Origin of the sequence: Bradyrhizobium sp. NBAIM14 (genome assembly GCF_020193895.1) — a bacterium.
GTDB lineage: Bacteria > Pseudomonadota > Alphaproteobacteria > Rhizobiales > Xanthobacteraceae > Bradyrhizobium > Bradyrhizobium yuanmingense.
Genome location: NZ_JADYVQ010000002.1, coordinates 111388 through 130958, shown reverse-complemented (window position 1 = coordinate 130958; position 19571 = coordinate 111388). Strand labels below are relative to the sequence as shown.

Here is a 19571-nt window from a genome sequence, read left to right as displayed (position 1 = left end):
GGCTTCAACCATTTCATAAGCGCTCAATCATGATCCGGATGCTGATGGCTGACGATGGTCGCCATCTTCTCCGGTCCGTAGTTCTGTTGCGTGGTCTGGCTCGGCAGGTTGGCGATGCCGACCACCCAGCCGAGGCGGGATTCGATGCCGAACTGCCGCGTCGGCACGACCCGGTCAGGGCGATCGAAGGTACCGGTCATGATCTCGATGCGATCGCCGTCGATGCGGCCGAAGCTCAGCGGCGTGCCGCAGGCGGCGCAATAGCCGCGATCGGCGATCGAGGAGGAGCGGAAGAACGACGGCTTGCCCTTGGTCCAGGCGAAATCGGTCTTGTTGATGTCGGCCAAAGAGGCGAACGGCGCGCCGCTCGCCTTCTGGCACATCCGGCAGTGGCAGATCGAAATCCTGGTCGGCGCCGTCATGACCGCAAATCGCACGGCGCCGCATTGGCAGCCGCCGGTGAGAACGGGTTTGCTGGTGTCAGTCATCGCTGTTCCATCCGTCGGTAGGCGTCCTGCAGTGCCGCAAGCGCATCGCCTCCGGCGAAGACAAAGCCCGTGACGCCGGCGGCTCGCAGCGCCGCCTCGGCCTCGGCCGGCCGGCCCGCTAGGTAGATATGTCGCCCGCCGGCCAATTGCAGGGCCTTTGCCGCGGCTTCGGCGTGTTCCGCATAGACCTTGTCGCTGGAACACAGACAGGCCAGCTCGGCGCCGGAGGCCTTGAAGGCCGCAGCCAGCTTGGCCGGATCGGCAAAGCCCTCGCTGCCTGTGGCCTCAATGCCGCCCGCCTCGAAGAAGCTCTTCGCGAACGTCGCGCGCGCGGTGAAATCGGCGGGCGTGCCGAGATTGGCCAGGAACACCTTTGGCCGTGCGCCCCGAGCCTTCAAACTCGCGTCGGATTTGTCGCGCAGAGCCTCGAACGGTTCCGCGAGACGGATCGGAGGCAGCGCCTCGAACTTGTAGGTCTCTCCGCCGTAGGGCGGAAGCGCGATCGGCGCTGCCTTCAGGACAGTGGCTTCGCTCTCGTGCAGGTTCGGAAACTCGCTGGCGCCGGTCAGTATGTCCCGGCGCTTCGCGATATTGGCCTCGCGCGCCTTTCGCGTGGCCGCGACCTTGCTTTGGAACACACCCTGCTGAAGCGCCGCGAACGCGCCACCGGCGCTCTCGCTCTCCTGGAACAGGGCCCACGCGGCATCGCACAGCTGCGCCGTCAGCGTCTCGATGCCGCCAGCCCCCGCCGCGGGATCGCTGACCTTGGCGAGGTTGCATTCTTCCAGCAGCAGAAGCTGCGTGTTGCGCGCCACGCGCCGCGCGAACGGATCGGGCAGGCCGAGCGCCAGCGTATGCGGCAGCACGTTGATGGCGTTGGCACCGGCCAGTCCCGCGGCGAACGCCGCCATCGTCGCGCGCAGCATGTTCACGTAGGGATCGCGTTGCGTCAGCATGCGCCAGGCGGTATCGGCCGCGATGAACAGCGGTTTCGGCGTCAGTCCGCAAGCGGTCTCGATGCGCGCCCATAGCAGCCGCAGGGCGCGGAACTTGGCCATGGTCAGGAATTGGTCGGCATCGGCGGCGAGCCGCGCATAGACCATGTCCTGCGCGGCTTCCAGCGGAATGCCCGCGCCTTCGATCGCGCGCAGGTAAGCGACGCCGCAGGCGAGCACGAAAGCGAGCTCCTGCACCTCCGAGCCGCCGGCATCATGGACCACGCGGCCGTCGGCGGAGGCGAACGGCCCCTTGAAGCCGAGCCCGGCGAGGCCCTTGATGGCGCCCGTAATCGCGGGAGCAATTTCGTCCCAGGTATAGGGGCTGTGGCCCCACACCGCGCCCGCCGCGAGCGGATCGAGCCCGAAGCGGATGTTGCAGGTGCCGGGATCGAGGCCGTTGCTCTTCACATATTCCGCGACATGGATCGCGGCCATCCGCGATTGCGGTCCGATCTCGAGCTCGATGCCGATGCCGGCGTCGAGGTGAATGTCTTTCAGGATCTTTGCCACCGCCTCGGCCGACGGTTCCAGGCCGAAACCGCGCGCGCCATTGGCGCCGGCGAACACCAGCGCGAGCCCGGTCGCACCGTTCTCCAGATCCTGCAGTGCCTGCGCATTCGCGAGCGCCGCATCGGGATGGTCGATCCGCTGCAAGACCTGCCACGGTGCGGCCGGCGGCCGGCCCATCACCGGCGCAACGCCCTTCACGCGCGGATAGAGCGGTTCGATCTTGATGCCGTCATAGGTCTTGCCGACCAGCTTCTCGAACGGCGCGCCCTTCAGCACGCCGTCGACCAGCTTGCGCCAGTCCTCAGGCGTGGCCTTGGGAAAATCCGCCGCCAGCGGCAGGTCGTCAGTCACGGAGGTCATGCGGCGCGGGGCTCCCGAAACGTCTTGTTATTCGCAGGCGAAATTGCCACGGCGGACCGTTCCTGCAAACGGTTGTTTTTGGTTAACCGGTATCCGGAAGCCGCTCAATGCCTTGCGTCGAGACGCCGGCGAGCCCGTCACGCACACGAATGCCCGAGATCACGCGGTCAGGTGCGATTTCGGCCAGCGGCACCAGCACGAAGGCGCGTTCGAACAGGCGCGGATGCGGCAGCGTCAGGTCGGGCTTCCGCAAGGAGACATCGTCATAGGCGATCATATCGAGATCGAGCGTGCGCGGACCCCAGCGCCGCGCCTTGGTTCGCGCGCGGCCGAACTTCTGCTCGACTTTCTGCAGCACGAACAATAGCGCATGCGGATCGAGGCTGGTCTCGATCTCGATGCAGGCATTGATGAAGGGATCCTGGTCCTCGTCGCCCCAGGGCGGGGTCGTATAGTCGGACGAGCGCGCGATCAGCGCCGCCTGTGCCATGCCGCAGATATGAGCGATCGCCTTCTTGAACGTCGCGCGGACATCGCCGACATTGCCGCCGAGTGCGATCAGCACGCTCGCCATGCTAGGGATGCCGCGAGCGCGTCAGCACGATGCCGACATCGTCGAAGATCGCGGCGATCGGCGCATGCGGCTTGTGCACGGTGACCTTCACGGCGCGGATGCGCGGAAAGTGCGACAGGATGGCATCGGCCACCGCGCCGGCCGCGCGCTCCAGGAGTTTGTAATTGGTGTTCTTGAACGCCGCCGTCGTCGTCGCCACGACATCGGCGTAGGACACCGTGTCCGCGAGCCGGTCGCTGCGCGCAGGCTCGGACAGGTCGGTATAGAGCTCGAGATCGATGACGAAACGCTGGCCGACCTCGGTTTCGTGATCCATCACGCCGTGGCGGGCATGGATCGACAGGCCGGTGACGAAGATCGTGTCGGTCATTGCTTGCTCTCGATGGCCTGCGCCACCCGCAGGGCCTGCAGGGTTTCGGCGACGTCGTGGGTCCGGATGATCTTGGCGCCGCGCTGCGCGGCGATCAGATGCGCGGCGATCGAGCCGGCGAGCCGCTCCGATGGTTCCGACGGCGACACCGAGGCGATGAAGCGTTTTCGCGAGGCGCCGACCAGGATCGGCAGGCCGAACATGTCGAGCTCGCGCAAGCGCGCCAGCGCGGTCATGCTCTGCTCGGCGGTCTTGCCGAAGCCGATCCCGGGATCGAGCACGATTTTTTCGCGCGCGATACCTGCCTTCGCGGCAATATCGAGCGAGCGCAGGAAGAATGTCTTGATGTCAGCGACGATGTCGATGGCGGGATCGACGCTGTCGCGGTTGTGCATGACGATGACGGGCACGCCCCTCGCGGCGATCAGCGGCGCCATGGCGGTGTCGTTTTGCAGGCCCCAGACGTCGTTGGCGATCCCCGCGCCCTGGTCGAGCGCGAAGGCCACCACCTCCGCCTTCATGCTGTCGATCGAGACGGGCACACCGAGCGCCACGACGTCCGAGAGCACCGGCTTCAGCCGCGCGAGCTCTTCCGCCGCCGTGACTGGCCGGGCGCCCTTGTAGGGCCGGGTGGATTCGGCGCCGATATCGATGATGTCGACGCCGGCGGCGATCATCGCCCGCGCCCGCTCCAGCGCGCGCGCTGGCGCGATGAACTCGCCGCCGTCGGAGAAGGAATCCGGGGTGATGTTGAGCACGCCCATCACCGCAGGAAGCCGCCGGCCCACGAGCGTCCGCAGTGCGCCGATCCCGGCCGAGCCGGCCGGCGGGACGGAAGGGGAGGGCGAGGCATTCATGCGCGTGGCATTGCGCTGTCGGGCAGGGGGAGTCAAGACGGGATTGGGGCCATTCGCGGCCATTCCGATGCGTGCAGACGGCCGAGAGGATGCGATGTTCTTGCTCACCCTCCGTCATTGCGAGCGCAGCGAAGCAATCCAGACTGTCACCGCGGCAAGATTCTGGATTGCTTCGCTGCGCTCGCAATGACGATCTGGGAGCAGTGGTACCCCAACCTCTCCAGCTTGGTCCGCAGCGCTAATACGTAATCTTCGGCGGCAGCTTCTTGGCCTTGGCGATGATGTCGCCGACCGACTTCTCGGAAGGCAGGACGCGGACCAGCTTCTTCTTCTCGTTGGCCTCGCGCATGCTCTGCGCCAACCTTGCCGGATTTCGATAGGCGAGCTCCCGCACCGTCGTGACGCCGGCGGCGCGGACGAGCCCGACCTTGGCCCTGCCCATGCCGGGGATGCGCATGTAGTCGGAGACGTTGGCCCATTCCAGCAATTGCTGCTCGCTGATGCCGGTCTTGGCCGAAAGCGCCTTGCGGCCCTTCACGGTGGACGCCGCCTCGAGCAGCGCGTCGGTGGTGCGGATTCCTTGCGCCTTCAACTTGTTGGCGGCAAAGGCCGGCAGGCCCTCAATCTCGGAAATCGGATATGTCATGATGCTCGATGTGAAAAGCGTCGCTCAGGCGAACTGGCTGAGGCCCGGCGTCCCCGCGATGATCTTGCCCATCTGATCCGCTCCGATTTTGTCTCGCCCGTAGCGGAAAAGTTCACGGGCGACGTTTTGAATCTCGGACATGCCGAGCCCCAGGCTCATCAGGCGGGTGCCGACGGCCATCAAGCCGCCGCCCATCAGCCGCGACAGACCGCCACCGCTCTTGGAGGCTTCGCTCGCAGCTTCCGCTCCGGGGATCTGGTCGATCAGGGCCTGCACACTGTCGGAAGGGCCCTCGTTGCGAAGGAAGGCCAGGATAATGCCGACGGTCTTTTCAGCGACAGCACCATCTATGCTGGCGTTTGTCGCCAGCCGTCCGATCAGCTCGTCCATAAGACCCCGCCCCTCAGCCGGTTTGCATGCCGGAATATTGCTTTCGAGAATGATCTTGAGCCGGTGTGACGTGAAATACAAGCGATGAACGCAGGCGCCGTCGCGAACGCGCGAAAAGTGTTGCCGCCGTGCAAGAGCCTAGAACGAATCGGCGAAAAATTGCCGCTATGCGAACGCCTCGTTGCTACTTTGGGCTGATCGCGTCCGTCCGGTCCGACAATGTCGCATGCGCAGGAGCCGCTGAACCGATTTAATCGGCGCACGAGATGCGTTAAACTACGGATTGGTGCATTCGGGTTTCGCGACGCGAAACTCGGCAGAAAGATCAGAGAGAATAATGACCGCACAGGACAGCAAGCTCGGCGATACCGACGACAAGATCTTCGTCGGCAAGGGAGACGAGCAGGCTTGGCTGACGCTTGCGCTGGCCAATCGCCACGGCCTCGTCACGGGTGCAACCGGAACCGGCAAGACCGTGTCGCTGCAAGTGATGGCGGAAGGATTTGCGCGCGCCGGTGTTCCGGTCTTCGCGGCCGACATCAAGGGCGACCTCTCCGGCATCTCGGAAGTCGGCGAGGCCAAAGACTTCATCCTCAAGCGCGCCGGCGAAATGGGTCTCAAGTTTCAGCCGGACCAGTTCTCGACCGTGTTCTGGGACGTGTTCGGCGAGCAGGGCCACCCGGTGCGCGCGACCGTCACCGAAATGGGGCCGCTATTGCTGGCGCGGATGCTCGACCTGAACGAGGTGCAGGAAGGGGTTCTCAACGTCGCATTCCGCGTCGCGGACGAGAACGGCCTGCCATTGTTGGACATGAAGGATCTGCGATCGCTGTTGGATGCGATCGTGCCCGCCAGCGGCAAGAAGGGACCGGATGCTGAGGAAGATCCGTTAGCCGAGATCCGGAAGGCCGCGCAGAGCTTCGGCAATGTGAGCAAGGCGACGGTTGGAACCATTCAACGCCAGCTGCTGGTGCTGGAAAACCAGGGCGGAACGAAATTCTTCGGTGAGCCTGCACTGGAGCTGAAGGATTTCATGAAGACCGATAGCGACGGTCGCGGCATCGTCAACATCCTGGTTGCCGACAAGCTGATGGAGAGCCCCAGGCTCTACGCTACCTTTCTGTTGTGGTTGCTGTCGGAGTTGTTTGAGGAATTGCCGGAAGCCGGCGACCTGCCGAAGCCAAAACTAGTGTTCTTTTTCGACGAGGCGCATCTGCTGTTCAACGATGCGCCGAAGGCGTTGATGGACAAGATCGAGCAGGTGGTTCGTCTGATCCGTTCCAAGGGCGTCGGCGTCTATTTCGTCACCCAGAATCCGATCGACGTGCCGGACAAGGTGTTGGCCCAATTGGGTGGTCGCGTGCAGCATGCGCTGCGCGCCTTCACGCCGCGCGACCAGAAGGCGGTCGCCGCTGCGGCGCAGACCTTCCGGCCCAACCCGAAACTCGACACCGCCAAGGTGATCACGGAGCTCGGCAAGGGCGAGGCGCTGGTGTCCTTCCTCGAGGGCAACGGCACGCCTTCGATGGTGGAGCGGGTGATGATCCGGCCGCCGACGGCGCGGATCGGGCCGATCACGCCCGAGGAGCGCAAGGCGATCATGAGCAGGAGTCCGGTGAAGGGCAAATACGATACCGCGGTGGATCGTGAGTCCGCCAATGAGATGCTGCAGAAGCGCGTAGCCGGCACGGCTGCGCCTGCCGACGCACAAAATGGTGGAGCCGGCGCAGGCGGCGGAATCCTTGGCCAGATCGGCTCGATCGTGGGCACCATCTTCGGCACCAACGTCAAGCGGGGTCGTCTGTCGACCGGCCAGGTCATTGCCCGCGACGTGACGCGATCGGTCACCAACCAGGTGATCGGCGGGATGGCCGCCAATATCGGCAAGTCGCTCGGCGGCCAGCTCGGCGGCTCGATCGGCCGTACGCTGGTCCGCGGCGCGCTCGGCGGATTGCTACGGCGTTAGGCAGAGCGCCCGGTTTGAGGCAGTCGTCGTATCCGGTGAAGCTCTAGAACGTTGACCGTCGCCTGATATCTGCTCGTCCGAGCTACCACGGCGCACAAATTCAGGTGAAGGGCTCTGCAAGCCTTCGCCGGTCTGCTAGGTCCTGTGTCGTCGCCGCTCAGGACTACATCGTGACCCCGCCCGCCCCGTTGGCCAAGCCTGACGCACCCAGACGCCCGTCGCTGGGTGCGCCGCTGGATCTGCTTTTTCTGCTCTGCTGCGTCCTCCTGATCGCCGACGTGCTCGTCCCCGAGATTTTCGGCCGCGGCAAGACCAAGGACTACTCGCTCTGGTACTGGGCCGGACAGCAGGTCCTGGAGGGTGGGCCGCTGTATCCTGCCACGGCCGTCGAGCATTTCGATTTCATCTATCCACCGCTGCCGGCAATCCTGCTGGCGATCCCGAGCTGGTTCGGCAAGATCCCGCTCTATGTCGTCCTGTCGATCTTGAACGCCGTGGCGTGGTGGTACACCGCGGCGTTCTCCCAGGTCATGACCGGCTCGGACCGCGCGCCGGGTCGTTGGCTCGAGGCGCTGCCGGTCGTCGCCACCGTGACCTTCGTGTTCGACATGTTCGACCTCGGCCAGCCGAACCTCCTCCTTCTGGCGATGATGCTCTACGGCTTCTGGAGCTTGCGGCATCAGCGATCGTGGCTGGCCGGCTTCATGTTCGCGCTCGCCGCCGCCATCAAGGTGTTCCCGATCGCCGTGCTGCCCTATCTGGCCTGGCGGCGCAAATGGGCGGCCCTGGTCAGCGCGATCGTCTTCACCGGCATTCTTCTCTATGTCGTGCCGGCACCGATCCGCGGCTTCGAGCGCAACGCGGCCGAGCTGGCGACCTGGTACCAGGGCATGGTCGAGACCAGCTCGGAAAAGGGCTTTGGCCAGCGTGACGAGCAGAACTGGTCGTGGGTCAACCAGTCCCTCATTGCCGTCACGCATCGGCTGGTCCGGCCGATCAACTACAATCAGGACGATCCCAGCAAGCCGCCGCGCACCATGAATCTGATCGAGGTCGACTACAGGACGGCGAACTGGATCGTGCTCGCGCTGTCGGCGCTGCTCGGGCTCGGCTTCGTTGCGATCATGCCGCGGCAAGCGCGGCGGACGGCGCACTCGGATGCCGAGGAGCTCGGCATCTTGTTCTGCCTCATGACGGTCGCCTCGCCTCTGGCCCGGCAATACTATTTCATGTGGCTGTACTTCCCGGTGACGGTGTTGATGCATCGGGCCGCCTTCGACGAGCGAGCGCATGTGCGCCTGGGAACCTGGCTTGCCCTCAGTGCGGCCGGCATCCTCATGCTGTTGTCGCTGCCGTGGTTTCCGCTCGCCTTCCAGGCTTGGGGCAACAACCTCGCTGCGACCGCCATCCTCGCAGGGTGTCTCGCCTGGCACATCCGGCATCCGCCGCTTGCGGCTAGCCCTAAGGCCGCACCGGCGCTAAAACCCGGACCTCTTGAGACTCAACAATCAGGATAGCAATCATGGCCAACGCGCAGCTCCAATCCGTGCTCGACCACATCGACAAGGATTTCGATAACAGCCTGCAGCGCCTGTTCTCGTTGTTGCGGATCAAGTCGATCTCGGCCGATCCCGCCTTCGCCGATGATTGCAAGGCTGCCGCCGAGCATCTCGCCAGGGACATCGCCAGCCTCGGTGTTGCCACCGAGGTGAGGCCGACCGCGGGTCATCCCGCCGTCGTCGGCAAGACCCGCGCGGGCGGCCGGCCGCACGTGCTGTTCTACGGCCATTACGATGTGCAGCCGGTCGACCCGCTCGATCTCTGGCACCGTCCGCCGTTCGAGCCCGTCGTCACCGATCATGCCGACGGCCGCAAGATCATCGTCGCTCGCGGCGCCGAGGACGACAAAGGGCAGGTGATGACGTTCGTCGAGGCCTGCCGCGCCTGGAAGAAGGTGACGGGCTCGCTCCCGGTCGACGTCACCTTCCTGATCGAGGGCGAGGAGGAGGTCGGCTCGAAGAACTTCGTGCCCTTCATCGAGGCCAACAAGGACGAGTTCAAGGCCGATTACGTGCTGGTGTGCGACACCAGCATGTGGGACCGCAACACGCCGGCGATCACGACCTCGCTGCGCGGCCTGCTCTATGAAGAGCTCAAGATCACCGCCGCCAATCGCGATCTGCATTCCGGCGTGTTCGGCGGCACCGCGATGAACCCGATCCGCCTGCTCACGAAGATCCTGGGTGGCCTGTTCGACGACGACAACCGCATCACCATCCCCGGCTTCTATGACGGCGTGAAGGACACGCCGCCCGATATCCTGGAGCAGTGGAAGAAGCTCGATTTCACGCCCGAGACCTTTCTCAAGCCGGTCGGGCTGTCGCTCCCGGCTGGCGAGAAGGGCAGGCTGCTGGTCGAGCAGGCCTCGACGCGCCCGACCTGCGACGTCAACGGCATCTGGGGCGGCTATATCGGCGAGGGCTCCAAGACCGTGATCCCCTCGCATGCTTCGGCCAAGGTCTCGTTCCGCCTGGTTCAGGGCCAGGACCCGCAAAAGATCCGCAAGGCCTTCCGTGATTACGTGACGGCGCGCATTCCCGGCGACTGCAAGGTCGAGTTCGGCGACCATTCCGCCGCGCCCGCAGTCGCGCTCGACTGGACCATGAAGCCACTCGCCGCCGCCAGCAAGGCGCTCGCGGAGGAATGGGGCAAGGAGACCGTGCTGATGGGCTCGGGCGCCTCGATCCCGATCGTCGCCGACTTCAAGCGCACGCTCGGCCTCGACTCGCTGCTGGTGGGGTTTGGCCTCGACGACGACAACATCCACTCGCCGAACGAGAAATACGACCTGCAGAGCTTCCAGAAGGGCATCCGCTCCTGGGCAAGGATCCTCGCCGCGCTGGCGGAGGTGAAATAGGCACGGTGCGGTAGGGTGGGCAAAGGCGCAACGCGCCGTGCCCACCATCTCTCCGGAAGAAGACGTGGGCACGCTTCGCTTTGCCCACCCTACGAGAGTATTCGCTACGAAGACTCTCTCCCGTCATTGCGAGCGCAGCGAAGCAATCCAGACTATCTCCGCGGAGGGATTCTGGATTGCTTCGCTGCGCTCGCAATGACGGCTCAAACAAAAACGCCGCCCGGAATTGGGCGGCGTTTCATTCCAATACGTGCAGAGGTAGTTCGACGGAAACACTACCTCAATTTCGTGAATATCTCAAGACCGGTAGCCGGGATTGACGCGGTCGAGCTTGCGCAGCAAGGGCGGCCACACGAGGTTGTTTGCGCGCAGCTCGGCGCGGTCGCGGTTGGCGAGCAGCTCGGTGTTCTTCTCGATCGCGATCTCCTCGACCGGATAGACCGGCGTGCCGAGCGCGCGCGTGCGCACCTGCATCGAGCAGGCGCGCTCGAGATGGTACATGCGCTCGAACGCGGAGGCGACCGAGCGGCCGACCGTCAGCGTGCCGTGATTGCGCAGGAGCATGTGGTTGTGGTCGCCGAGATCCTTCTGCAGCCGTGGCCGCTCCTCGTGGTCGAGCGCGATGCCTTCATAGTCGTGATAGGCGAGGTCGTGGGTGACGAGCTGGGCGGTCTGGTTCAGGGGCAAGAGCCCTTCCGCGCTGCTCGACACCGCGGTTCCGTCGAGGGTGTGGAGATGCAGCACGCAGATCGCGTCCTCGCGCACCTCGTGGATCGCCGAATGGATGGTGAAGCCGGCAGGATTGATGCTGTACTCGCTCTCGGAGAGCTGATTGCCGTGCAGGTCGACCTTGACGAGGCTGGAGGCCGTGATTTCCTCGAACATCAGCCCGTAGGGATTGATCAGGAAGTGATGGTCGGGACCGGGCACGCGCGCGGAGATGTGGGTGTCGACCAGATCGTCCCAGCCGTACAGCGCGACCAGGCGATAGCATGCGGCGAGATTGACCCGTTGCTGCCACTCCGCCTCCGTCATGTTGGAGGGGACTTCCCTCAGGCGGGCTTCTGCTGGCGACATGGCTGATCTCTCCGAACCTCGTTGTTGCGGAGGAGGAGCGTAGTCGCGGGAGAGACTTGCGGCAAGGCGCGAGGAGCGTGGCTGTCAAGCGTGGCCCGCATGGAGCGCGTAGCCCGCATGGAGCGAAGCGGAATGCGGGGCAGCTCGCACGATGCCACAGGTCCCGGATTACGCTTCGCTCCATCCGGGCTACGGATACGGAGAAATCCTACGGTGCCGGGATCGACAGCAGGCTGGAAATGCCGCGCCCCCGGATGTCGTAGACGCGGGCGAACACCACGTCGTCGCGCTTGATCTCGACCATGACCGGGGCGGTGAGGCCCTTGCAGTAGAACTCGCCGAGCGTCATGGCGAAATCGGCCGCGTTGGAATCCCAGCCGATGGTGAAGTCGGGCCCGAGCGCCACCTGGGCCGGGCGCTGCGGACCGCACACCGCCACCTTCCATTTGCGGTTGCCGGGCGGCACTTCCTGGCGCTCGACGAGCTGCTCGCGCAATCCGTCGGAGGCCTGCTTCAAGGCGAGGCCCCAATAGTCCAGCATGAAGCGGTCGTCGGCGCCGCGCACGGTGCCGGCAATGTGGTTGAAGTGCGTGTATTGATAGGGGTGCAGCCGGATCATCTCGGCGAGCGACAGCGCAAGGCCGAAGCAGAAGGTGGCGAGCACGACCGGCTGCCAGGTGCGGTGATTGGCCCGCAGGCGCTCCATGGTCCAGGCGAAGGCGACGCCGCCGAGCACCGCCATCGGCGGGATCACGAAGACGAAATGGCGGATGCCGTTGTAGAGCGCCGGGCGCTTCACCATCGCGATCGCGAGCGGCAGGGTAGCAGCCAGCGTCAGCATCAGGAGGATGGTCTTGCGGCGTGCCGGAACCTCGCGCCGCGGCAGCATGGCGAAGGTGCTGACGATCGCACCGCCCATCAGAACCAGCATCACCTCGGGCAGCTGCAGGGCGAACAGCGTCGGCAGATACGACCAGGGCATGTCGGGCACCGACACGATCGCACCGTCGAACATCTCCTTCCATGGCTTCTCGAAGAAATGCGAGAAGTAGGTCAGCGCCGCCAAGGGATTGCCGGGCTCCATGATCGACCACGGCCAGATCAGGCCCATCACGAGGTAGCCGAGCACGAGGCCTGGCAGCAACACATAGACGACATGGGCGAAGCGGCGAACGGATTCGCGCGGACCTTCGGTGCGCAATTCCTCCAGGAACAGCGGCACGAAGCCGACCACGGCGTAGACCAGCGCGAGTCCGCCGAGAACACGGCAGCCGAGCGAAAGGCCGGCCCCCAAGCCGACGATCAGGATCGTGCGCGGCGATGGCTGCGGATATTCCTCGGCGAGCCGGACGAGGCCGAGCATCAGGACGACCATGGCGACCGCGAAGGGTGCATCCTTCGGGTTCATGAACATGTGGCCGTAAAAGGTCGGGCAGAGCGCAAGCAGGAGGAGGGAAGCCAGACCGGCAAGCGGTCCGCCGATGCGGCGGCCGAGCCGCCATGTCACGGCAAGCCCGATTACGCCAACGATGGCGCCGACCAGACGGCGGGTCTCGAACAGCTCGAGCGGAATGACCTTGTGCAGCAGGGCCGCGACCATGTCGAAGCCGCCGCCATACATGTAGAGATTGGCGAAGGAGAGCGCCGCGGTGTCCTTGAAGCCGGAACCGAACATGCGCAGCAGCAGGTCGGCATATTCGGCGTGGGTGTAGTCGTCCCAGCCGAGCCCGTAGTCGCGGAAGGTCAAGCCTGCAATGACGGCGACCGCGGCCAGCACCAGCATGGCGAGATCGTCGCAAGTCCGTTCGATCGAGCGCCGCTGAGGCGTGTCGATCGCCGAAGTCGTGATGGATGTCATGGCTATCGGTGCCCCGGAATCCCCTTTTGGCCCTGCTGGCGCGCGCGGGCCTCAACCCCGGACTCCCTATAGCGCAGTTCCATTACCAAGTAATTGGGCATTATGGCTAAATTCCTGATGCGACGCAGCAATTCCGGTTGGCACCCATTCAGATGACTTTGCGAGCAGCTTTAGCAGTAGCGAGCCCCGGCTGAAGGGAATGTGAATAAGTCCCTGATTTCCTTCCCTTTAGGAACACTGCCCAGAATTGGCCGTTGGCGTGGAACAGCGTATGACGGTATCGTGGCGTAGCGGTTCTCGCGCGTGATGCGCGGCCGGGGGTGAGTTCGATGAATTTGGCATTGCTGATCGTGGGGATTTGCGCCGTGCTGGCGGGTCTCCTCGCGGTGATTTTCGGCATGACGATCAGGGAATTCAGCCTCGGTGGGACTCTCATAGTCTCCGGCACCATTGGCGTCTGCTCCGGAATGTTACTGGTCGGCCTGCATCTGGTGCTGCTCGAGCTCAGGGGCATCGCACGCCGGCTGGCCGGTGCGGTCGCGCCATCGGAGGTTCGGGTCAGGCCCGCGCTGCCGGGCCTCGCTGTGCCTGGCGTAGTCGCGCCCGAGCCGGTGCCCGCTGCGGCGGTGAGAGCCGAGCCGGCGCCGCCGCCACCGCCCGCAAGTCCGCCGCCGTGGCAGAGCGAAGCTGCAGCGCGCGAGCGGCCGCGTGCCGAGGCACCGCAGCAGGAGCCGGAAGCCCCGACACCGCCTCCCGCTCCGGAAGCGTCGCGCCGGCGCAACCTGCTGTTCGCCTCGACCTCGCGCAAGGAGCGCGAGCGCGCGGAGGCAAAATCCACTGAAACTGCCCCGCCGTCTGCGGAGCCCAGCGAGGCCCCGAACCTTTCGCCCCCTGCGAGCTTCGACGTCGCCTGGCCGAAGCCGGACCGTGCGCGCCCGCCGGAGCCGCCGGCCGCCCAACGCCGTCCGCCGCCGCCGCGCTCGCCGTCGACCTTGGCGGAGACCGCTCCTGCGCCAGCGCCCGAGCCGCCGCCGCCCGTGGAGCCCCCGCCGGTGACGGTGCTCAAGTCCGGCGTCGTCGATGGCATGGCCTATTCGCTCTATTCCGATGGCTCCATCGAGGCGCAGATGCCGGAGGGCATGATGCGCTTTGCCTCGATCGACGAGCTCCGTGCCCATCTCGACCAGCGCGGTTAAAGCGACCGCGCGCTCAAGTAGACCGGCGCCTTTCACCAGTAATCAGTGCGTCGCCGTCAGTCATCGTGTTTCAGCCGAATGTATTCTTGACAGGGAATACTTCGGTGTCGTCAATCCTGTAAGCCACAAGCGGACAAGGGAGGGCGCATGTCGGATGCGGGGGCGAAGAATTTCATCGAGCTGACCGCGAGCATCGTGTCGGCCTATCTCAGCAACAATCCGACGCCGGCGGCCGAGATTCCGAACCTGATCAGTCAGGTGCATGGCGCCTTGGTGCGGGTTTCGTCAGGCCGCACCGAGACCGCGCCGCTGGAGCCGGCCAAGCCCGCCGTCTCGCTCAAGAAGTCGATCGCGCCCGATTATCTCGTGTGCCTCGAAGACGGCAAGCGCTTCAAGTCGCTGAAGCGCCATCTGCGCACGCAGTACAACATGACGCCGGAGCAGTACCGCGAGAAGTGGGGCTTGCCGGCCGACTATCCCATGGTCGCCCCGAACTATGCGGTGGCGCGCTCGCAACTGGCCAAGCAGATGGGCCTCGGGCAGCAGCAGCGGAAGCGGAAATAGTAGGAGGATTTCGTAGGGTGGGCAAAGGCGCAAAGCGCCGTGCCCACGCGTTTACGTTGATTGCACACAGAAGGTGGGCACGCTCCGCTTTGCCCACCCTACGAGAGCATCTTAGGTCGCTTCCGCGAGCGCCTCTCTCGCATCGGTCTTGATGCGCTCGACCATCGAGCGCAGGCCATTGGAGCGCTGCGGCGTCAGATGATCGCGAAAGCCGAACTCGTTGAACACGGCGATCGCGTCGGTATCGAGGATCTCCCGCGGCGTGCGGCCCGAATACAGCGCGAGCACGATCGCGACCAGCCCGCGCACGATATGGGCGTCACTGTCGCCGCGATATTTCAGGACCGGCTCGCCATTGCTGCGATCGACCGTCTTCTGCAGCCAGACCTGGCTGACGCAGCCCTGCACCTTGTTCTCGGCCGAGTGTTCCGCCTCCGGCAGCGGTTCCAGAGTGCGGCCGAGCTCGATGACGTACCGGTAGCGGTCGTCCCACTCGTCCAGAAGCTCGAAATTGTCCCTGATGTCGTCAATCGTCGTCATATCGGCCCGCAGTCCCCGCCTACCGCCAATATAGAGACGCGAAGCCCTGAAATCGATAGGGCCTGGACGCTTAATTCGCCGGCCCCGGTCCGCGCCATTCGAGCGCAAGGTCGTCCTGGGTCAGGGTATCGCGCGGCGCCTCGCTCGCTGCAAAATCGCCTTCGCCGGCCAGCGCGATCGAGCCGGTATGGTCGGGCGCCTTCTTGCTGTCGGTCTTGCTGCCGTCGTTCCTGCCGCCGTCGTTCTTGTCGTTGGTGATCTGCTCCTTCTTGTCGTTGATGATCTGATAGAGCTTCTTCGCGCCGTCCTGGGCGCGCTGGCCGATGATGGTCGCGGCCTGGCCGCCGACCTCGCAGGCCGCCGGCTGGCGCTTGCAGAATTGGGTCACGTCGGAAACGGCCGCGGTCGCGGCTTGCACCGCATCGGCGGCGCCGATCTGCGGCAGCTTGTCCGATTCGGGCGTCTTGTCCCGCGGCAGGAGCACCAGCACCAGCCCGAGCCAGAATGTGATGCGGAGCAGAAAGCGCATCTTATCGACCTGTCCGTTAGACTCCGCCCGCGGCGATCTCCCCGCGGATGTCGGACCTAGCGATCCTCGATAAATCGCAAGTGATTGCCTTGAGCTTAATTCGCGGAAAATTGACGCAAGATTCTTCGGGAGCGACGTTCCGGTAAATTTTCGATTGACGCCCGTACCCATGGTTCTGCCGGCCGCCCCCATCCACCAATTCGAAACCATGCGGAGCAGGGTGAAACCCCGCGTTCACCATTCGCAGCGAAGACGTCGCCAAATCGTCTAAAAAGCTCCGCGATAACGCGGTGTCCGGCCACACGCTGTGCCGCCTTAGCACTCGTTTAAGGTCGCTCTGACACGGTGGCTCAACGACAAGGAGGCGTTCCGGCGCGTCTTCCAAGAGACGATTGAGCCGAAGCGCGAGACCCGTGACAGTTTTGAGTATCATCCGCGATTGTCTCGATGCACTGCTGCATCCCTCTGCGCGCTACGATGCGCTGATGCGCGCGCGCCATCGCGCCTTCATGGCACCGCGGCTGCTCGGCAGCCTTGCCGCCTTCGCTGCATTTCCGGTCTATCTCGCCATGCGCGGCGCGCCGAGCGCGATCGAGGTCGCGGCCTTTGCCTGGCTGATCGCGCCGATCATGTTGTCCTGGTTCCTGTCGCGCACCGGCCGTTACGAGGGCGCACACGTGCTGTCGTCGCTGGCGCTCGCCGGCCTGATCATGGCTGTCGCGATCACGACAGGCGGCATCGAATCCTTCGCCGCGGTCTGGCTGATCGTGGTTCCGCTCGAAGCTGCGCTGTCGGCCTCGCGCCGCGTCGCGGCGTTTGCCTCGCTGCTTGCGCTGTCCTGCGCCGGAATGCTGATTCTGGTCAGCCAGCTCGGCTGGCTGCCGGTGGTTGAGCCGAGTGCCGCCGAGCGCGGCGTGCTGATGGCTTTCGGGGTCACGTCTGCCACTCTTTATGCCGCCGGCCTCGCCTTCGGCGCGGAATCGCTCGCGCGCACCAGCGTCGCGCTGTTGTCGCGCGAGGAGGAGCGTTACCGCCTGCTGGCGCGCAACATGAGCGATGTCATCTCGCGGCATCAGCGCAACGGTGCGGTGCAATTCATCTCGCCGGCGGTGGAGGCCATGCTCGGAGCGCAGGTGGCGCAACTACTCGGCCACGGCCTGTTCGACCGTGTCCATGTCGCCGATCGGCCGGCCTATCTCACGGCACTGTCCGACGCGGCGCGCGGCGAGGTGCGCAGCGTCGAGTTCAGGCTGCGGCGCGAGCCCGCCGCCGAGCGCGGCCAGGTCGATTTCATCTGGGTCGAGATGCGCTGCCGTCCGCTCGATCAGGACAGCGCGCGTGACGTCACGTGCGAAGCCGAAGTCGTCGCGGTGATGCGCGACGTCACCGACCGCAAGCTTTTCGAGCAGGCGCTGGACCAGGCGCGCAGCGCCGCCGAGGCGGCCGATGCCGCCAAGACGCGCTTCCTCGCCACCATGAGCCACGAGCTGCGCACGCCGCTCAACGCCATCATCGGCTTCTCCGAGATGATCGCGCAGGAGCAGGCCTTGATGCTGGGTGCTGCGCAGCGCAAGGAATACGCCCAGCTGATCAACGATTCCGGCCAGCACCTGCTGTCGGTCGTCAACGGCATCCTGGACATGTCGAAGATGGAATCGGGCAATTTCGAGATCGCGTCCGAGCCGTTCGCGCCGCGCGCTTCGCTATTGCATTGCTGCAATCTGCTGGCGCTGAAGGCGCGGGAGAACGGCATCGACCTGATCACCGACGCGCCGCAGGACCTGCCCGTCATGACCGGCGATCCCAGGGCCTTCAAGCAGATCGTGCTCAACCTCGTCGCCAACGCCATCAAGTTCACAGAGCGCGGCGGTCAGGTCTGCGTATCGGCCGCGGTGTCCGGCTCGCAGCTGACGCTGCGCATCAGCGACACCGGCGTCGGCATCGCGCCCGACGATCTCAAGCGCATCGGCGCGCCGTTCTTCCAGGCCGGCACGACCTATCAGCGCCGGCACGAGGGCACCGGCCTTGGACTTTCGATCGTGAAGAGTCTCGTGGCGTTGCATCTCGGCGAATTGACGGTACAAAGCAGGTTGGGCGAGGGCACGGCGGTCACCATCAAGCTGCCGCTCGTCTACACGCCGCCGCAAGCCAAGCCGGCCGAGCGCAAGATTGCGACGCTGACGCCTGTGCTGCGCCAGGATCTTCAAGACCAGGATCTTCAAGACCACGCTCACGACCAGTCTCAGGACCAACCCGCTCTGGTGAAGAAAAGTGCCTAAGAAGTCTGCCAAGGACGAAGCCGCTCCGCGCCGCCGTGGTGCCAAAGCTGCGGTTGTCGACGTCGAGACCGAGCGCAACCTCGTGATGCGCGTGCTGCTGCACAGCCCCAAGGACACGCTGGCCGGCCTCGTCGCCGTCGCCGCGATCGCCGCGATCGTTGCCAATGCGCTGTTCCTCCAGACCGGCCGGCATCCCGCGCCGATGTTCGGCACGGTGATCAATCTTCCCGCGCCGTCATCCGTGCCGCTGTCGAATCCCATGCCGCGTCCGCGCCCCGTCGGCGCCGATACCTCGCCGCTCGAGCCGCGCGCGACCGAGTTCCGTGTCGAGCCTAAGCCTGCCGAGCCCAAGCCCGCCGAGCGTGCTGCCGAAAAGCCGGTCGAGGCGACCGCCTCGACGCGCTCGAATGATCCGATGACCAATCTGGTCAAGGCGACCACCTCGACGCCGCCCGCGGCCCTGCGTCCGCCGGCGCCGATCCCGGCGCAAAGCCCGGCCGCACGCCGCATCGCCGGCGTGCAGCGCGCGCTGTCCGAATACGGCTACGGCAATCTGAAAATCACGGGCACCATGAGCGGCGAGACCCAGGCCGCGATCCAGAAGTTCGAGCGCGAGCACAAGATGCAGGTCACCGGCCAGGTCTCGGACCGGCTGCTGCGCGAGCTCGCCGCTGCGATCGGCCGCCCGGTCGAATAGCCGCACGTCGAGTGTCGTTGACGCAGGTCAATTGCCGGCGCCGGCACGATGGACCGGATCCGATACGATTGCGATTTGAGTGGGATCAATGACGGCCGGCGGCCGCAGGAACAAGATGGCTCATCTCATCAAGGAAGAGAGGTCGTCATGTTCAAGGTCTCGATTCTCGTCTGGATCATGCTCGGCACGACGCTGGCGGGCATCAGCCTCATCGTGGTGCTGATGGTCCCGAGTTTTGCCGCCGACGCCATCAGGAACATCCCCTATGCCGTGGCGGTAGGATTTGCACTCGCTATGCCGCTGTCATACTTCATCGCAACGCAGATTCGCGGTGGTCAGGACGGCACGCGCAAGGCGTGAGACGTAAAGCTGGCGTGAGGCCTCGCACTGGCCTATCGTCGAATTCATGCGTTTGAAATCCAATATTTGGGTGGCGGCTTACTTGCGCCGGTGCCAGACCGAGGGCGTGTTCGGCGCCGTGCGGCGTCGCGGTGCCGAGGAGGCGGGCGCGGTGTTCGTCAAGGTGTCGCTGCTCGACGGCCATGCCATGCTGTATGCGCCGGCGCCGCAGACCGTCTATGACGACGGCCGGCCGGTCGACCGCTTTTTCGTCCCTGTCGCGCCGCAGCCTCTGCCGGATCACACGATCGAGGAGCGGCTGACCAAGGAAATCCGCTTCGATCCGGATGCCTGGATCGTCGAGACCGAGGATCGCGCGGGCCGGCATTTTCTGGAATTGGCCAAGGCGTAGCCTC

At 65.1% G+C, this 19571-nt stretch carries 20 protein-coding genes; 9 read left to right on the top strand and 11 right to left on the bottom strand.

Annotated elements, in window-relative coordinates; translation table 11 throughout:
• Positions 1-23: 23 nt before the first annotated feature.
• The 7 genes from I6F28_RS06390 to I6F28_RS06360 form a co-directional block, all read right to left on the bottom strand.
• On the bottom strand, positions 24-488 hold the full coding sequence (locus tag I6F28_RS06390; protein WP_057027174.1) for a GFA family protein: 465 nt from the start codon (positions 486-488) through the stop codon (positions 24-26).
• Positions 485-2356 (bottom strand): methylmalonyl-CoA mutase family protein, encoded by a 1872-nt coding sequence (locus I6F28_RS06385; RefSeq protein ID WP_225139501.1) that lies wholly within the window; start codon positions 2354-2356, stop codon positions 485-487. Before I6F28_RS06385 ends, I6F28_RS06390 begins: the two co-directional genes overlap by 4 nt.
• A gap of 82 nt (positions 2357-2438) precedes the next feature.
• Positions 2439-2930: a 2-amino-4-hydroxy-6-hydroxymethyldihydropteridine diphosphokinase gene (folK, locus tag I6F28_RS06380; protein ID WP_036042932.1), complete on the bottom strand. Its 492-nt coding sequence runs from the start codon at positions 2928-2930 to the stop codon at positions 2439-2441.
• Between the two features lies 1 nt (position 2931).
• Positions 2932-3300, bottom strand: coding sequence for a dihydroneopterin aldolase (folB, locus tag I6F28_RS06375; protein WP_036005989.1), 369 nt, complete (start codon positions 3298-3300; stop codon positions 2932-2934).
• Positions 3297-4157, bottom strand: coding sequence for a dihydropteroate synthase (gene folP / locus I6F28_RS06370; RefSeq protein WP_225127230.1), 861 nt, complete (start codon positions 4155-4157; stop codon positions 3297-3299). The genes folB and folP overlap by 4 nt, the downstream gene beginning before the upstream one ends.
• 238 nt (positions 4158-4395) lie before the next feature.
• Positions 4396-4803 carry a DUF4332 domain-containing protein gene (locus tag I6F28_RS06365; RefSeq protein WP_036005985.1) on the bottom strand — a complete coding sequence of 136 codons (408 nt, stop codon included), beginning with the start codon at positions 4801-4803 and terminating at the stop codon, positions 4396-4398.
• Between the two features lie 24 nt (positions 4804-4827).
• A complete protein-coding gene (locus tag I6F28_RS06360) occupies positions 4828-5193 on the bottom strand; it encodes a DUF2267 domain-containing protein (RefSeq protein WP_225139500.1) in 366 nt (121 codons plus the stop codon).
• Positions 5194-5530: 337 nt separating this feature from the next.
• On the opposite strand from I6F28_RS06360, the gene I6F28_RS06355 reads away from it, so the two are divergent.
• The 3 genes from I6F28_RS06355 to I6F28_RS06345 all read left to right on the top strand — a co-directional run bounded on the left by I6F28_RS06355 (position 5531) and on the right by I6F28_RS06345 (position 10076).
• Positions 5531-7159, top strand: coding sequence for a helicase HerA-like domain-containing protein (locus tag I6F28_RS06355; protein ID WP_057027177.1), 1629 nt, complete (start codon positions 5531-5533; stop codon positions 7157-7159).
• A gap of 170 nt (positions 7160-7329) precedes the next feature.
• Positions 7330-8676 carry a glycosyltransferase family 87 protein gene (locus tag I6F28_RS06350; protein WP_225139499.1) on the top strand — a complete coding sequence of 449 codons (1347 nt, stop codon included), beginning with the start codon at positions 7330-7332 and terminating at the stop codon, positions 8674-8676.
• Between the two features lie 5 nt (positions 8677-8681).
• Positions 8682-10076, top strand: coding sequence for a M20/M25/M40 family metallo-hydrolase (locus I6F28_RS06345; protein WP_225139498.1), 1395 nt, complete (start codon positions 8682-8684; stop codon positions 10074-10076).
• Between the two features lie 297 nt (positions 10077-10373).
• On the opposite strand, the gene I6F28_RS06340 is transcribed toward I6F28_RS06345, so the two are convergent.
• Complete coding sequence (locus I6F28_RS06340) at positions 10374-11153, bottom strand: class II aldolase/adducin family protein (RefSeq protein WP_036005973.1); 780 nt, start codon at positions 11151-11153, stop codon at positions 10374-10376.
• Positions 11154-11361: 208 nt separating this feature from the next.
• Positions 11362-13011, bottom strand: coding sequence for a glycosyltransferase family 39 protein (locus I6F28_RS06335; RefSeq protein ID WP_074447486.1), 1650 nt, complete (start codon positions 13009-13011; stop codon positions 11362-11364).
• A gap of 329 nt (positions 13012-13340) precedes the next feature.
• Here I6F28_RS06335 and I6F28_RS06330 point away from each other — a divergent pair, with 329 nt between their 5' ends.
• Together I6F28_RS06330 and I6F28_RS06325 are read left to right on the top strand one after the other, a co-directional pair.
• Entirely contained in the window at positions 13341-14207 is an 867-nt protein-coding gene (locus tag I6F28_RS06330; protein ID WP_074447485.1) for a hypothetical protein, read from the top strand.
• Positions 14208-14354: 147 nt separating this feature from the next.
• Positions 14355-14771: a Ros/MucR family transcriptional regulator gene (locus I6F28_RS06325; RefSeq protein WP_036005917.1), complete on the top strand. Its 417-nt coding sequence runs from the start codon at positions 14355-14357 to the stop codon at positions 14769-14771.
• Between the two features lie 111 nt (positions 14772-14882).
• Here I6F28_RS06325 and I6F28_RS06320 read toward each other — a convergent pair whose 3' ends face one another.
• Positions 14883-15311, bottom strand: a complete 429-nt coding sequence (locus tag I6F28_RS06320; protein ID WP_225139497.1) for a SufE family protein — start codon at positions 15309-15311, stop codon at positions 14883-14885.
• A gap of 70 nt (positions 15312-15381) precedes the next feature.
• On the bottom strand, positions 15382-15840 hold the full coding sequence (locus I6F28_RS06315) for a DUF5330 domain-containing protein (protein ID WP_036023185.1): 459 nt from the start codon (positions 15838-15840) through the stop codon (positions 15382-15384).
• Between the two features lie 413 nt (positions 15841-16253).
• Here I6F28_RS06315 and I6F28_RS06310 point away from each other — a divergent pair, with 413 nt between their 5' ends.
• The 4 genes from I6F28_RS06310 (at position 16254) to I6F28_RS06295 (ending at position 19567) form a co-directional block, all read left to right on the top strand.
• The gene (locus I6F28_RS06310; protein ID WP_225139496.1) at positions 16254-18119 is read left to right on the top strand and encodes a sensor histidine kinase; all 1866 of its coding nucleotides are present in this window, start codon (positions 16254-16256) and stop codon (positions 18117-18119) included.
• Positions 18112-18816: a peptidoglycan-binding domain-containing protein gene (locus I6F28_RS06305; RefSeq protein ID WP_036005910.1), complete on the top strand. Its 705-nt coding sequence runs from the start codon at positions 18112-18114 to the stop codon at positions 18814-18816. Before I6F28_RS06310 ends, I6F28_RS06305 begins: the two co-directional genes overlap by 8 nt.
• Before the next feature lie 147 nt (positions 18817-18963).
• On the top strand, positions 18964-19176 hold the full coding sequence (locus tag I6F28_RS06300; protein ID WP_024339804.1) for a hypothetical protein: 213 nt from the start codon (positions 18964-18966) through the stop codon (positions 19174-19176).
• A gap of 46 nt (positions 19177-19222) precedes the next feature.
• Entirely contained in the window at positions 19223-19567 is a 345-nt protein-coding gene (locus I6F28_RS06295) for a DUF1491 family protein (RefSeq protein ID WP_036005907.1), read from the top strand.
• Positions 19568-19571 lie beyond the last annotated feature (4 nt).

Coding starts and splice junctions, on each gene's coding strand:
- I6F28_RS06390 (WP_057027174.1), bottom strand. CDS start 488: ATGACTGACACCAGCAAACCCGTTCTCACCGGCGGCTGCCAATGCGGC.
- I6F28_RS06385 (WP_225139501.1), bottom strand. CDS start 2,356: ATGACCTCCGTGACTGACGACCTGCCGCTGGCGGCGGATTTTCCCAAG.
- folK (WP_036042932.1), bottom strand. CDS start 2,930: ATGGCGAGCGTGCTGATCGCACTCGGCGGCAATGTCGGCGATGTCCGC.
- folB (WP_036005989.1), bottom strand. CDS start 3,300: ATGACCGACACGATCTTCGTCACCGGCCTGTCGATCCATGCCCGCCAC.
- folP (WP_225127230.1), bottom strand. CDS start 4,157: ATGAATGCCTCGCCCTCCCCTTCCGTCCCGCCGGCCGGCTCGGCCGGG.
- I6F28_RS06365 (WP_036005985.1), bottom strand. CDS start 4,803: ATGACATATCCGATTTCCGAGATTGAGGGCCTGCCGGCCTTTGCCGCC.
- I6F28_RS06360 (WP_225139500.1), bottom strand. CDS start 5,193: ATGGACGAGCTGATCGGACGGCTGGCGACAAACGCCAGCATAGATGGT.
- I6F28_RS06355 (WP_057027177.1), top strand. CDS start 5,531: ATGACCGCACAGGACAGCAAGCTCGGCGATACCGACGACAAGATCTTC.
- I6F28_RS06345 (WP_225139498.1), top strand. CDS start 8,682: ATGGCCAACGCGCAGCTCCAATCCGTGCTCGACCACATCGACAAGGAT.
- I6F28_RS06340 (WP_036005973.1), bottom strand. CDS start 11,153: ATGTCGCCAGCAGAAGCCCGCCTGAGGGAAGTCCCCTCCAACATGACG.
- I6F28_RS06335 (WP_074447486.1), bottom strand. CDS start 13,011: ATGACATCCATCACGACTTCGGCGATCGACACGCCTCAGCGGCGCTCG.
- I6F28_RS06330 (WP_074447485.1), top strand. CDS start 13,341: ATGAATTTGGCATTGCTGATCGTGGGGATTTGCGCCGTGCTGGCGGGT.
- I6F28_RS06325 (WP_036005917.1), top strand. CDS start 14,355: ATGTCGGATGCGGGGGCGAAGAATTTCATCGAGCTGACCGCGAGCATC.
- I6F28_RS06320 (WP_225139497.1), bottom strand. CDS start 15,311: ATGACGACGATTGACGACATCAGGGACAATTTCGAGCTTCTGGACGAG.
- I6F28_RS06315 (WP_036023185.1), bottom strand. CDS start 15,840: ATGCGCTTTCTGCTCCGCATCACATTCTGGCTCGGGCTGGTGCTGGTG.
- I6F28_RS06300 (WP_024339804.1), top strand. CDS start 18,964: ATGTTCAAGGTCTCGATTCTCGTCTGGATCATGCTCGGCACGACGCTG.
- I6F28_RS06295 (WP_036005907.1), top strand. CDS start 19,223: ATGCGTTTGAAATCCAATATTTGGGTGGCGGCTTACTTGCGCCGGTGC.